Here is a 13,428-nt window from a genome sequence, read left to right as displayed (position 1 = left end):
ACAGCGGAGGCCCATTGATGGCGACTACGGATTCGCTCGTTCGATCCTCGGCTGCCAGCGTTTTTATTGAAGGAGCACGCGACGCAATCACCTTTGGTGTCGCGTTCATTTTCCTCTACTTATCCATAGGCATTTTAAGCGCGACGCAATCGCTATCGTTAAGCCAGGCGCTGGCAACGACTCTGTTGATATTTTCCACGCCACTGCAGTTTCTGCTGATACAAAGCTATAACGACGGGTGGATATTGCTTCCTATCATCGTGGCACTCAACGCTCGCTTTGTATTACTTTCCGCGACACTTGCCCCCTATATCAAAAACACTTCCACCCTGAAAACCATGGCTTCCTTGATTCTGATCACACCTTCGATATTCACGGGGTGCGTCACTCGATTCAAACGCAAAGCCGATCATCCCTTTACCTACATGATCGGCCTGGGCCTTCCCATATTCGGCATATCCATCATCTGTACCTACATCGGTTTCATCGCCGGCGCAGAGTTTACCTCCCCGGTCATCTATGCTGCGATGACACTGCTATTGCCGCTGCAATTCACCGCCTTGGCCGGTAAGCATTGGCCTCATTATTCGGAAGTATCGAGCTACTGGCTTGGTTTTATCGGTGCACCATTATTGGTCTATTTATTCAAGGACTACAGTTTGCTCTGCACGCCTTTTATTATCGGCGGATTGATCGTGCTGATTGAAAACAACTACAAAAAGCGCGAAGGCGTAACCCCATGACAATCTGGCTTCTTATTGCATTTTCCGCCCTGACCGCCTTTGCATTTCGTGCGCTGCCTTTTGCCTTCAAAAACAGCGCCGCGCTCACCCATACCCAAGGTTCCTTTTATCGATTCATCAGCTACAGCGCACAAGCAATGTTGGGCGTCATCATTTACGACACGGCATTCAACAAAAAGGATGCGCTGACCCTGTTCCAGCAATTTGAACCGCTGGATGCACTGAAGCTGGCCTTGCTGGTCGGCACCTTCATCGCAGTCGCGAAAACAAGGAAAATCCTGCCTGCTTTTTTTGCAAGCCTGTTCATATATGTCGCAGCTTTCGTCTATCTGAACGGCTGAAAGCAGGTCTGAGCCTGACAGTGGGGTTGATCGCGAGCAAGCTGCCATGCCTGTTCGCGAACACCATCAATAGCCAACTCGTCTCACGTCCTGCGTACTTCGCAATCCTTTCCTCCACTGCTCCACCCTTGATCCTCCCCCCTTCACAGGCCTAATCTAGCGCCACGCAATCGTTTCACCCCTCCCCTCGCAATGCCGCTTCGCCGTCACTCCATACAAGGAGGTTCCCGAATGTTCGATTTCCATCCCCAGCTCAAGCAGCGTTTTGCTGCCTTGCGCACGGGCGCTGAATTCTTTTCCCTGCGTTATGTGCGTGAGTCCGGCCAGTACCTGTCGGTGCGCAAGAACGTCGCCGAACCGCCGAGCCTGAGCCGTGACGAAGGGGCGATGCTGACGGTGCGGGTCAACGGTGTCGAAGCCTATGCCGCCACCAACGACCTGTCGCAACAGGGCCTGCAAGCCGCCCTCGAACGCGCCGAACAGCAAGCTCGCCGACTCAAGCCCCACGCCTTGCTGGACTTGAGCGAACAGGCGGTGTCGACTGCTCGTGCCGATTACTTTTCGCCGAACCTCGACCAGCCCTTTCCGTCCCTGAGTGACTGTTACCAGTTGCTCGGCGCCGAATCCGCCGCCGTGCCCAAGGACGAGCGCCTGGTGAACTGGCAGGTGAGCATCGGCATCACCCACGTCGAGCAGATCTACCTCAACAGCGCCGGCGCCGAATTGCGTCAGGCTCAACGTTTCGTCTACCCCGGCCTCGACGTCACGGCCTACGACGGCAACGACAGTCAGACCCGCAGCCTCGGTCGCGAGAACTTCGGCCAACAGGGCGGCGCCGACGTCATCAGCCGTTGCGGCCTGATCGGTGCCGGACCGACCGTCGCCGACCAGGCGCTGCAATTGCTGCTGGCGCCGAACACTCCCCAAGGCCCGCGCGACCTGTTGCTGATGCCTGACCAAATGATGCTGCAGATCCACGAATCCATCGGCCACCCGCTGGAGCTGGATCGCATCCTCGGTGACGAACGCAATTACGCGGGCACCAGCTTCGTCAAAGCCGAAGACTTCGGCCGCCTGCAATACGGCTCGAAGCTGCTCAACGTGACCTTCGACCCGGACATCCCCGAACAGCTCGCCAGTTACGGCCATGACGACGACGGCAGCGCCGCCAGCAAACAGTTCCTGATCCGCGAAGGCCTGCTGCTGCGGCCATTGGGTGGTGCGTTGTCGCAATTCCGTGCCGGCCTGGAAGGCGTCGCCAACAGCCGCGCCTGCGGCTGGAACCGCCCGCCGATCGACCGCATGGCCAACCTCAATATCGAGCCTGGCGATCAGCCGCTTGCGCAACTGATCGGCAACATCGAGCACGGCATCTTGATGAGCACCAACCGCTCGTGGTCCATCGACGACGCGCGCAACAAGTTCCAGTTCGGCTGCGAATGGGGCCAGTTGATTGAAAACGGCGAACTCAAGGGCGTGGTGAAAAACCCGAATTACCGGGCGATTTCCGCGCAGTTCTGGAAGAGCCTCAGCGCTGTCGGCGATGCCAGCACCTTCAAAGTGCTCGGCACGCCTAACTGTGGCAAGGGCGAACCGAATCAGGTGATCCGCGTCGGCCATGCCTCGCCGGCCTGTGTGTTCAGCCATGTGGATGTGTTCGGAGGAGACGCCTGATGAGTCCATCGAAAACCCAGGCCGAGTCGTTCAAGGCATTGGTCGCCGGTTTGCGTGAGGCCCTGCGCGAACCGGAACAGTTCACCCTCAGCTATGCCGCCGAGTCGTCGGCCTTCGTGCGCTTCAACCACGCCCGGGTGCGCCAGTCCGGTCAGGTGCAGCAGGCGAGCATCGGTTTGAAATTGATCAACGAGGGTCGCCACGCGGATTTGCACATCACCCTGGCTGGCGACCCGGAAGTCGACTTGCAGCGTCTGTCCGAAGGCCTGCAACAGCTGCGCGAAACCTTGCCGCTGCTGCCACAGGATCCGTATCTGTTGCTGAACTACAACGGCTGGCAGAGCAAGAACCTGCAGGAGCATCCGCTGCCGAATACCGAGCAAGTGGTCGCTGAAATCGCGCAAGCGGCCGAAGGCCTGGATCTGGTCGGTTTCTATGCCGCCGGTCCTATCAGCCGTGGTTTTGCCAGCTCTGCCGGCGCCTTCGGCTGGCATCAGGCCAACAGTTTCAACTTCGATTTCAGCCTGTTCCATGAAAACGGCCAGGCGGTGAAAGCCAGCTACGCCGGGCACGACTGGAGCAGCGAAGGCTTCGCCAGGCGCTTCCGGCAGGCCCGCGAGCAGCTTGAGTTTCTGGGCCGACCGTTACGCACCTTGGCGCCCGGTCAGTACCGCGCCTACCTCGCGCCAGCGGCATTGGAAGAGATCATGAGCATGCTGTCCTGGGGCGGTTTTTCGGCGCAGTCGATTGCCAGCAAAAGCAGCCCGTTGCAGAAACTCTACGGGGGCGACCACGCGTTCAGTCCGCTGGTCTCGCTGGACGAAAAAGTCAGCGGCTCATTGAGTCCGGCGTTCTCCGACGAAGGCTATCCGCGCAGTGACCTCAAACTGATTGTCGAGGGCAAGGCGGGCGCGCAATTGGTGGGATCGCGCAGTGCCGCCGAATACGGCTTGACCGCCAACGGCGCAAGCGGCGGTGAATCGCCCAATGCCTTGAACATGAAGGGCGGTTCGTTGCCCGAAGCTGAAATCCTCAAGCAACTGGGCACTGGCTTGTACATCAGCAACCTGTGGTACCTGAACTACTCGGACCAACCGGCGGCGCGCCTGACCGGCATGACCCGGTTTGCGACGTTCTGGGTCGAGAACGGCGAGATTCAGGCGCCGGTCAGCACCATGCGTTTCGACGACAGCGCCTTCAGCCTGCTCGGCTCGCAGTTGGAGGCGTTGACTCAGGAACGCGAGATGCTGTTATCGGCCAGTACCTACAGCCAGCGGGCCACGGCGTCGGCGTTGTTGCCGGGGGCGTTGGTCAGCCGACTGACACTGACCCTGTAAATACCCAAACCCCTGTAGGAGCGAGACTGCTCGCGATGGTGGTGAACGATAGCGCGGGGAACCTGATACCCCGCGGCGTCCTTGAGTTCATCGTCGGAGCGCCGCCCGGAGCAGGCTCGCGCCTACAGGAACGGTGTAAAGCTCACATTGACAAGAGGTCCCATGCCTAACCGCCCTCCTCTCGACGCTGTCACCGCCCGCTGGGTGCCGTGGGTCGTCGCCATTGCCTTCTTCATGCAGTCCCTCGACGGGACGATCCTCAACACCGCCCTGCCGGCCATGGCCGCAGACCTTGCGGAAGACCCATTGCGCATGCAGGGTGTGATCATCGCCTACATGCTCACGGTCGCCTTGCTGATCCCGGCTTCGGGCTGGATCGCCGATCGCTTCGGCACCCGGAAAATCTTCTTCGGCGCGATCCTGCTGTTCAGCATCGGCTCATTGCTGTGCGCGCTGTCGACCAGCCTGACCCTGTTGATCGGCGCCCGGGTCATCCAGGGCCTGGGCGGTGCCCTGATGCTGCCGGTCGGGCGGCTGGTGGTGCTGCGGGCCTATCCGCGTTCGGAGCTGGTGCGCATCATGGGTTTCATCACCATTCCCGGACTGCTCGGCCCGTTGATCGGCCCGACCATGGGCGGCTGGATGGTGGAATACCTGACGTGGCACTGGATCTTCCTGATCAACCTGCCGGTGGGGCTGATCGGTTGTTATGCCGTGTGGAAATTCATCCCGGACCTGCGCGGCACCGAGCGCACCCGTTTCGATAGTCTGGGTTTCCTGCTGTTCGGCGCGGCGATGATTTTGATCACCATCGCCATGGAAGGTCTGGGAGAACTGCACCTGCCGCACCTGCGGGTGATGTTGCTGCTGTTCGGCGGCATGGCCTGTCTGGCGGCCTACTGGCTACGCGCCGGACACACCGAAAACCCGCTGTTCGCGCCTTCGCTGTTCAAGACCCGCACCTTCGCGGTCGGCATTCTCGGCAACCTGTTCGCCCGCTTGGGCAGCGGCGCCCTGCCGTTTCTGGTGCCGTTGCTGCTGCAGGTGGCGCTGGGCTATTCACCGTCCCTGGCCGGGATGAGCATGCTGCCGCTGGCGGCGGCCGCGATGATCGCCAAGTGGGTGGCGCGGCCGCTGATCGAGCGCCTGGGCTACCGCATCGTGCTGACCGGCAACACCTTGGCACTGGGCATCATGCTGGCGAGCATGGGTCTGGTCAGCGAACAGACGCCGTACTGGCTGCTGCTGTGCCTGCTGGCGATCCTGGGGGCGATCAACTCCTTGCAGTTCACTGCCATGAACACCGTGACCCTGATCGACCTCGATGACGCCAGCGCCAGCAGCGGCAACAGCCTGCTGTCGGTGGTCGCGCAATTGTCCCTGAGCCTGGGCGTGGCCTGCGCCGGTGCGTTGCTTGGCGGGTTCACGGCGAAGGTTGGAAATGATGGCGTGGAAACCGTGCTCGGCGCGTTCCAACTGACGTTTGTGACCGTCGGCATCATGGCGATGCTGGCTGCGACGATCTTCTCGCAGCTCTCAAAGGAAGACGGACGGCGCGTCAAACGTCCGGAACAACACATAGAGCCTTAGGGCGAATGGCCACAGGGCTGGTACACTGCGCGACATTTTGTTTTGCAGGCCAGTCCCGTGACCACCATCGCCACCGCTTTTAATACTTTGCCGCTGTCCGCCGCCATGCTGGCTAACCTCGACTCCCTCGGTTATGCCCAGATGACGCCGATCCAGGCGCAAAGCTTGCCGGTGATCCTCAAGGGGATGGACCTGATCGCCCAGGCCAAGACCGGCAGCGGCAAGACCGCAGCCTTCGGTATCGGCTTGTTGAACCCGATCAATCCGCGCTACTTCGGTTGCCAGGCACTGATCCTGTGCCCGACCCGCGAGCTGGCTGACCAGGTCGCCAAGGAAATCCGTCGCCTGGCCCGTGCCGAAGACAACATCAAGGTCCTGACCCTGTGCGGCGGCGTGTCCCTCGGCCCGCAGATCGCTTCGCTGGAACACGGCGCGCACATCATCGTCGGCACCCCGGGGCGCATTCAGCAGCACCTGCGCAAAGGTTCGCTGGTGCTTCATGGCCTGAACACCCTGATCCTCGACGAAGCCGACCGCATGCTCGACATGGGTTTCTACGATTCCATCGAAGAAATCATCATGCAGGCCCCGGAACGTCGCCAGACCCTGCTGTTCTCCGCCACCTATCCGGTGGGCATCAAGCAGTTGGCCTCCAAGTTCATGCGCAACCCGCAGCAAGTGAAGGCCGAGGCGTTCCACGACGACACGCAGATCGAGCAGCGCTTCTACGAAATCTCCCCGGAAGAGCGCATGAGCGCGGTGACCAAGGTGCTGGGCCACTTCCGCCCGGCGTCCTGCGTGGCCTTCTGCTTCACCAAGCAGCAGGTTCAGGAAACCGTCGATCACCTGACCGCCAAAGGCATTTCCGCCGTCGGCCTGCACGGCGATCTGGAACAGCGTGATCGCGACCAGGTTCTGGCGATGTTCGCCAACCGCAGTACTTCGGTACTGGTCGCCACCGATGTCGCCGCGCGCGGCCTGGACATCGACTCGCTGGACATGGTGATCAACGTCGAGCTGGCCCGTGACTCGGAAATCCACATCCACCGCGTTGGCCGTACCGGTCGCGCTGGTGAGAAAGGTCTGGCGATCAGCCTGGTTGCACCGTCCGAAGCGCAACGCGCCCAAGCCATCGAGCAGTTGCAGAAATCGCCGTTGACCTGGGACCAGGTGGACAACCTGACTTCGCAGGGCGGTGGTCCGCTGCTGCCGCAGATGAGCACGCTGTGCATCGGCGCCGGCCGCAAGGACAAGGTCCGTCCGGGCGACATTCTCGGTGCACTGACCGGCGATGCCGGCATCCCGGGCGCACAGGTGGGCAAGATCGCAATCTTCGATTTCCAGGCCTATGTAGCGGTTGAACGCGGCATCGCCAAGCAAGCCCTGCAGCGCCTGAACGACGGCAAGATCAAGGGCCGTTCGCTGCGCGTGCGCATCCTGTAAAAAACGCCACCGACCCTGTGGGAGCGGGCTTGCCCGCGATGAGGTCAGTACATTCAACATTCATGTTGCCTGTCAGTCCGCCATCGCGGGCAAGCCCGCTCCCACAATGGTTTCTGGTGAACATGAAATTTGTGTGAGGACACCGTTTTGCGCTCTACCGAAGTCGTGATCATTGGCGCTGGCGCCGCAGGGTTGATGTGCGCGCTGACGGCCGCCGGGCGCGGGCGCAAGGTGTTGTTGCTCGACCACGCGAACAAGGCCGGCAAGAAAATCCTGATGTCGGGCGGTGGCCGCTGTAATTTCACCAACATGTACACGGAACCCGGCAATTTCCTTTCGCAGAACGCGCATTTCTGTAAATCCGCCCTGGCCCGCTACACCCAGTGGGATTTCATCGGCATGGTCGCCAAGCACGGTGTGCCGTACCACGAGAAAAAGCTCGGCCAGTTGTTCTGCGATAACAAATCCAGCGACATCCTCGACATGCTGCTCAACGAGTGCGACCAGGTCGGCGTCAGCCTGCACCTGGACACCTCGATCCAGACCATCGAGAAGCTCGAAAAGGGCTACCTGCTGGACACTACGCTGGGCCAGGTGACGTGCGAATCCCTGGTAATCGCCACTGGCGGCCTGTCGATTCCGACCCTGGGTGCCACCGGTTTCGGCTATCAGGTGGCCAGGCAGTTCGGCCACGAACTGCTGCCGACCCGCGCCGGGCTGGTGCCGTTCACCATTACCGATCAGCTCAAGGAATTGTGCACCGAGCTGTCTGGCACCTCGGTCGATTGCCTGGTGAGCTGCAATGACCAGAGCTTCCGCGAGAACATCCTGTTCACTCACCGCGGCCTGAGTGGCCCGGCGATTCTGCAGATTTCCTCGTTCTGGGAATCCGGCGACACGGTCGAGATCAACCTGATGCCCGACCATGACGTGCCGTCCTGGCTGCAACAGCAACAAGCTGAACGCCCCAACAGCGAGCTGAAAACCCTGCTAGGTGAAATCTTCACCAAGAAGATGGCCAACCTGTTGGCGGACAATTGGTTCGTCTCCAAACCGATGAAGCAGTACACCCACGGGGAAATCGCCGCCATCGCCGAGAAACTGGCGAGCTGGAAAGTCGTGCCGGCCGGCACCGAAGGCTATCGCACCGCTGAAGTGACACTGGGTGGCGTCGATACCAACGAGGTGTCCTCCAAGACCATGGAATCGCTGAAAAGCCCTGGCCTGTACTTCATCGGCGAAGTGCTCGACGTGACCGGGCACCTGGGCGGTTTCAACTTCCAGTGGGCGTGGGCGTCGGGCTATGCGGCTGCGCAGTACGTCTGACCAATGTCAATACAATCCCTGTGGGAGCTGGGAAGCCAGCTCCCACAGGGTTCTATATCAATCTCAAAGATCGTGGTCGGCACAGGATCTCAAAGGAACAGATTTTGCTATCAGATGTGATCGCCGCCATTGCATCGGCGTCATTACTGGCTCAATTTAGCGTCATCGCCTCGGAAGGCCCTCGCACTTCATGTCATCGACCTCGTTTCGTCAGTCTTTGCGTCGCCTTTGGGCGCTGGATAAATTCAGTTACAGCGTGCGGGTGTTCATCGCCCTGACCGGCACCATGGCGCTGTGTTGGTATCAGGATGAAATGGGGCTGCTGATCCCGATGTTCCTGGGGATTATCGCCAGCGCCCTGGCCGAGACCGACGACAGTTGGCAAGGCCGCCTCAATGCGCTGGCGGTGACGCTGGTGTGTTTCATGGTCGCCGCGCTGTCGGTCGAACTGCTCTTCCCCTACCCCATCCTGTTCAGCATAGCCTTCGCCCTGGCGGCCTTCTGCCTGACCATGCTCGGCGCCCTCGGCGAACGCTATGGCGCCATTGCTTCGGCGACGTTGATTCTGTCGGTCTACACCATGATCGGCGTCGACCAGCGCGGCGGTGCGGTGACCGATTTCTGGCACGAGCCCGTGCTGCTGGTGGCCGGTGCGGCCTGGTACGGTTTTCTGTCGGTGTTGTGGCAGGCGATGTTTTCCAACCAGCCGGTGCAGCAAAGCCTGGCGCGGCTGTTCCGGGAATTGGGTTTTTACCTGAAGTTGAAATCGTCGTTGTTCGAGCCGATCCGCCAGTTGGATGTGGAAGCACGACGACTGGAACTGGCCCAGCAGAACGGTCGCGTAGTCGCCGCGCTGAATACCGCCAAGGAAATCATCCTGCACCGGGTCGGCAACGGCCGGCCGGGCTCGAAAGTCAGCCGTTACCTGAAGCTGTACTTTCTCGCCCAGGACATCCACGAACGCGCCAGCTCCTCGCACTACCCGTATAACGCGCTGGCCGAGGCGTTCTTCCACAGCGACGTGCTGTTCCGCTGCCAACGCCTGCTGCGCCAGCAAGGCAAGGCCTGCCGGGCGCTGGCCGAGTCGATCCAGATGCGCCAGCCGTTCATCTATGACGCGAGCTTCGCCGAAGCCCTGAGCGACCTGCATGCCTCCCTCGAACATCTGCGCATCCAGAGCAATCCGGCCTGGCGCGGTTTGTTGCGCTCGTTGCGGGCACTGGCAGCCAACCTCGGCACCCTCGACCGCTTGCTCAGCGATGCGAGCAACCCCGACGCCCTGGCCGACGCCACCGACAGCAGCCTGCTCGACCGCTCGCCACGTAACCTCAAGGATGTCTGGGTACGCCTGCGCACGCAGTTGACCCCAACGTCCCTGCTGTTCCGCCACGCCCTGCGCTTGCCTCTGGCCTTGAGCATCGGCTACGCGATGGTGCATTTGATTCACCCGTCCCAGGGCTACTGGATCATCCTGACGACGCTCTTTGTCTGCCAACCGAGCTACGGCGCAACCCGGCGCAAACTCGGTCAACGGATCATCGGCACCGCCATCGGCCTGACCCTGGCCTGGGCGTTGTTCGACCTGTTCCCCAATCCGTTGATCCAGTCCTGCTTCGCGATTGCCGCCGGAGTGGTGTTCTTTATCAACCGCACCACCCGCTACACCCTGGCGACAGCGGCGATTACCTTGATGGTGCTGTTCTGCTTCAACCAGGTGGGCGATGGCTATGGATTGTTTTTGCCACGGCTGTTCGACACCTTGCTCGGCGGCCTGATCGCCGGCCTCGCGGTGTTCCTGTTCCTCCCGGACTGGCAGGGTCGGCGCCTGAACAAAGTGCTGGCCAACACCCTGTCCTGCAACAGCATTTACCTGCGCCAGATCATGCAGCAATACGCCGCCGGCAAAAGCGACGACCTGGCGTATCGCCTGGCCCGGCGAAACGCGCACAACGCCGACGCTGCGCTGTCGACCACGCTGGCGAACATGCTGATGGAACCGGGGTATTTCCGTAAAGAAGCGGATGTGGGTTTCCGTTTTCTGGTGCTGTCGCACACCTTGCTCAGCTATCTGTCAGGCCTGGGGGCGCACCGGGAAACGCAGTTGCCAGCAGATGTGCGCGAGCACTTGATCGAAGGGGCCGGCGTGAAACTGGCCTCCAGCATCGACGAAATCGCCCAGGGCCTTGCCAGTAAATCGGCGATTGCCATTCAGAGCGATGAGGAAGAAGCGCTGGCCAATGAGCTTGAGCAAATGCCCGATGAAATCGATGAAGGCCAGCGGCTGGTGCAAACTCAACTGGCATTGATCTGCCGGCAACTGGGACCACTACGGACGCTGGCGGCCCATTTGCTCAAGGATACGAGCGAGAATTGAGGGCCGCGGTGTCCTGACGGGCGTCATCGCTGGCAAGCCAGCTCCCACAGGGAATCGGGTTGGACACAAATGCTATGTAACCCACCGGACACTGTGGGAGCTGGCTTGCTCCCACAGGGAATCGGGTTGGACACAAATCCTGTGTAACCCACCGGACACTGTGGGAGCTGGCTTGCCAGCGATGAGGCCATCAGCCCCATCTACATCCCATGCTGCTTCATCAACCGCTCATAACTCCCATCCGCCTTCATCGCCGCGATCTCGCGGTCGAAACCGGCAACGATCTGTTCATGCTGCGGGTTCTTCAGGCTGACCAGAATATGCAGGCTGTTCTCGCTCAGGGACTTGGGCAGAAACTCCACGGCGTTGCGCACCTTGGGCGACTCACGGGCCAGGTAATACCGGGCGACGTACTCGTCCTCCAGGGTCAGCTTGACCCTGTCGGCGGCGACCATGCGCACGGCCATGGCAAAGCCGTGTACCGGGATCTTCTGCAGTGATTCGTCTTCATCGAACGCCGCCGAATAGGCGTAGCCACGCACGACCGCGATCGGATAACTGTGCAGTTGCTGCAGATCGTTGAATTCGATTGGCGCGTCCTTGCGCTTGAGAAAGCGTATGCGATTGATCAGGTACCCAGCGGAGAACTGGCCGACCCGTGTGCGTTCGTCGTTGTACCAGGCGTTGACCAGCACGTCGTAGCGGCCCTCGCCCACGCCCAGCAGTGCGCGTGCCCAAGGCACCTGCTCGAAATCACTGGCATACCCGGCACGCGCCAGGGCGGTGCTGACAATATCGGTAGCCAACCCACCATTAACCAGCGTGGCGTCGGTAAACGGTGGCCAGACATCTGCCACCAAGCGCAGCTTTTCGGCTGCTGCACTTTGAATCAGCAACAACAATCCAATCAAGGCAAAGGCTCGATGCAATCGCGGCATGCTAGAAAATCCTTAGCGGGCGGGCCGCCCGACGTGTTTTTCAGCCAAACTCCAAGCCCCGTACCGGCACACCCAGGCACTAAACATTAGCTCATTGAAGCCACTGCACATCGCTTGAACCCAGATTACACAAAGATGACAGTGGCGCGAAAAATGAATGATGGCATTTTGGTCTTTATCACAGTTTTCTCCGCCATAAAGACATCCAGCGTCAGGACGCTTAGTATCCCGAGGACGTTTTCAGGGAATCAGGACATGACAATCGATTGGGTCTGCAAACACCACAGCGATCTGGGCAAGGAACAGCTGTACGCCATTCTGCAACTGCGTGACGAGGTGTTTGTCGTCGAACAGAAATGCGTCTATCAGGATATCGATGGCCAGGACCTGGAAGGTGACACCTGCCATTTGATGGCGTGGGACGGCGATCGCCTGGTGGCCTATCTGCGACTGCTGGACCCCGAGCAACAGGGCGGCGACGTGGTGATCGGGCGAGTGGTCATTGCCCCCGCCGCACGAGGCACCGGGCTGGGTCATGAGCTGATGGCCCAGGCGCTGAAACAGGCCGAAAAGTACTGGCCCGACGTCCCGATCTACCTCTCGGCCCAGGCGCATTTGCAGGGGTATTACGGGCGGTACGGGTTTGTGGTGGCCGGTGAGGAATACGTCGAGGATGGCATTCCACATATCGGCATGCGTCGTCAGTAAGGGCCCCATCGCTGGCAAGCCAGCTCCCACAGGTTTTTAGCAAACGACACAAACCTTGTGGGAGCGTGGCTTGCCCGCGATGGCGTCATCACCGGCGTCACATATCTCAGGGATACTCCAGCACTGCCTTGATCTGCCGCAAATTGCGCTCGATCCATCCCCGATCAATCGCTCCCCACTCGCGAATCCGATAGCGCCCGGCGTGGTTGCGTGCACCTTCTTCCTGCTCGAACTCGCAAACGATATCCAGATCCGCCAATGCGGCGATGGTGTCCTGGGCCGTACGCCGAGGCATGCCGGTCACCTCGGTCAACGCAGGAACGCTGCTGGCCAACCCGCTGTCGATCAAGTACGCCACGTACAGGCGACGGTAGAAGCTGCTTTTGGTCTTGCTGACATCCATCTGACGATCCTTTTCTTTTATTGCATATCCCGCCAGGTCAGGTAGACCCGCACATCGAACTCCACCTGGTGATAGCCCGGCAGCATGTGTTCGCACAGTTTGTAGAACGCCTTGTTGTGATCGGACTCTTTGAAGTGCGCCAACTCATGCACCACGATCATTTTCAGAAATTCGGAAGGCGCTTCCTTGAACAGCGAGGCGATGCGAATTTCTTTCTTGGCCTTGAGCTTGCCACCCTGCACCCGGGAAATCGTGGTGTGCAGACCGAGCGCGCGGTGCGTCAGGTCCAGACGGTTGTCGAACAACACCTTGTCGATGGCCGGGGCGTTTCGCAGGTATTCCTGCTTGAGGTCGAGCGCGTAGGTGTACAGCGCCTTATCGCTCTGCACGTCATGCTTTTGCGGGTAACGCTGGCTCAGGTAGTCGCCCAGTCGACCGTCAGCGATCAACTGGCGTACCTGGTCCTGCAGCGTGGCGGGGTAAGCCTGGAGGTATTTCAACGCGGTCATCGGTGCGGCAACACAAGTGACGAAAAGATCGCCAGTGTAGCG

Annotated in this window: 12 protein-coding genes; 9 read left to right on the top strand and 3 right to left on the bottom strand. The window is 60.3% G+C overall.

Annotated features, from left to right (window positions below):
• The first annotated feature begins 17 nt into the window (after positions 1-17).
• From BLV61_RS17500 to yccS, 8 genes are all read left to right on the top strand, one after another.
• Positions 18-743 (top strand): AzlC family ABC transporter permease, encoded by a 726-nt coding sequence (locus BLV61_RS17500; protein ID WP_090466653.1) that lies wholly within the window; start codon positions 18-20, stop codon positions 741-743.
• Positions 740-1,084: an AzlD domain-containing protein gene (locus BLV61_RS17495; RefSeq protein ID WP_090466651.1), complete on the top strand. Its 345-nt coding sequence runs from the start codon at positions 740-742 to the stop codon at positions 1,082-1,084. Before BLV61_RS17500 ends, BLV61_RS17495 begins: the two co-directional genes overlap by 4 nt.
• A 231-nt stretch (positions 1,085-1,315) precedes the next feature.
• The gene (locus tag BLV61_RS17490) at positions 1,316-2,758 is read left to right on the top strand and encodes a TldD/PmbA family protein (protein ID WP_047534359.1); all 1,443 of its coding nucleotides are present in this window, start codon (positions 1,316-1,318) and stop codon (positions 2,756-2,758) included.
• Positions 2,758-4,095, top strand: coding sequence for a TldD/PmbA family protein (locus BLV61_RS17485; protein WP_090466649.1), 1,338 nt, complete (start codon positions 2,758-2,760; stop codon positions 4,093-4,095). The genes BLV61_RS17490 and BLV61_RS17485 overlap by 1 nt, the downstream gene beginning before the upstream one ends.
• Positions 4,096-4,257: 162 nt before the next feature.
• The gene (gene mdtD, locus BLV61_RS17480; protein WP_047534364.1) at positions 4,258-5,685 is read left to right on the top strand and encodes a multidrug transporter subunit MdtD; all 1,428 of its coding nucleotides are present in this window, start codon (positions 4,258-4,260) and stop codon (positions 5,683-5,685) included.
• A 105-nt stretch (positions 5,686-5,790) separates the two neighbouring features.
• A complete protein-coding gene (gene dbpA / locus BLV61_RS17475) occupies positions 5,791-7,128 on the top strand; it encodes an ATP-dependent RNA helicase DbpA (RefSeq protein ID WP_231977978.1) in 1,338 nt (445 codons plus the stop codon).
• Positions 7,129-7,275: 147 nt separating this feature from the next.
• The gene (locus BLV61_RS17470) at positions 7,276-8,454 is read left to right on the top strand and encodes a BaiN/RdsA family NAD(P)/FAD-dependent oxidoreductase (RefSeq protein ID WP_090466647.1); all 1,179 of its coding nucleotides are present in this window, start codon (positions 7,276-7,278) and stop codon (positions 8,452-8,454) included.
• Positions 8,455-8,644: 190 nt separating this feature from the next.
• Positions 8,645-10,828, top strand: a complete 2,184-nt coding sequence (gene yccS, locus BLV61_RS17465; protein WP_047534371.1) for a YccS family putative transporter — start codon at positions 8,645-8,647, stop codon at positions 10,826-10,828.
• 200 nt (positions 10,829-11,028) lie between these two features.
• On the opposite strand, the gene BLV61_RS17460 is transcribed toward yccS, so the two are convergent.
• Complete coding sequence (locus BLV61_RS17460) at positions 11,029-11,766, bottom strand: substrate-binding periplasmic protein (RefSeq protein ID WP_047534374.1); 738 nt, start codon at positions 11,764-11,766, stop codon at positions 11,029-11,031.
• A 255-nt stretch (positions 11,767-12,021) separates the two neighbouring features.
• Here BLV61_RS17460 and BLV61_RS17455 point away from each other — a divergent pair, with 255 nt between their 5' ends.
• Positions 12,022-12,474, top strand: coding sequence for a GNAT family N-acetyltransferase (locus tag BLV61_RS17455; protein ID WP_047534377.1), 453 nt, complete (start codon positions 12,022-12,024; stop codon positions 12,472-12,474).
• A 106-nt stretch (positions 12,475-12,580) separates the two neighbouring features.
• Here BLV61_RS17455 and BLV61_RS17450 read toward each other — a convergent pair whose 3' ends face one another.
• Entirely contained in the window at positions 12,581-12,877 is a 297-nt protein-coding gene (locus BLV61_RS17450) for a winged helix-turn-helix domain-containing protein (protein WP_007894945.1), read from the bottom strand.
• A gap of 17 nt (positions 12,878-12,894) precedes the next feature.
• The gene (locus tag BLV61_RS17445; protein ID WP_047534383.1) at positions 12,895-13,386 is read right to left on the bottom strand and encodes a M48 metallopeptidase family protein; all 492 of its coding nucleotides are present in this window, start codon (positions 13,384-13,386) and stop codon (positions 12,895-12,897) included.
• Positions 13,387-13,428 lie beyond the last annotated feature (42 nt).

Origin of the sequence: Pseudomonas mohnii (assembly GCF_900105115.1) — a bacterium.
GTDB lineage: Bacteria > Pseudomonadota > Gammaproteobacteria > Pseudomonadales > Pseudomonadaceae > Aquipseudomonas > Aquipseudomonas mohnii.
This window is presented reverse-complemented; position numbering and strand designations above follow the sequence as displayed.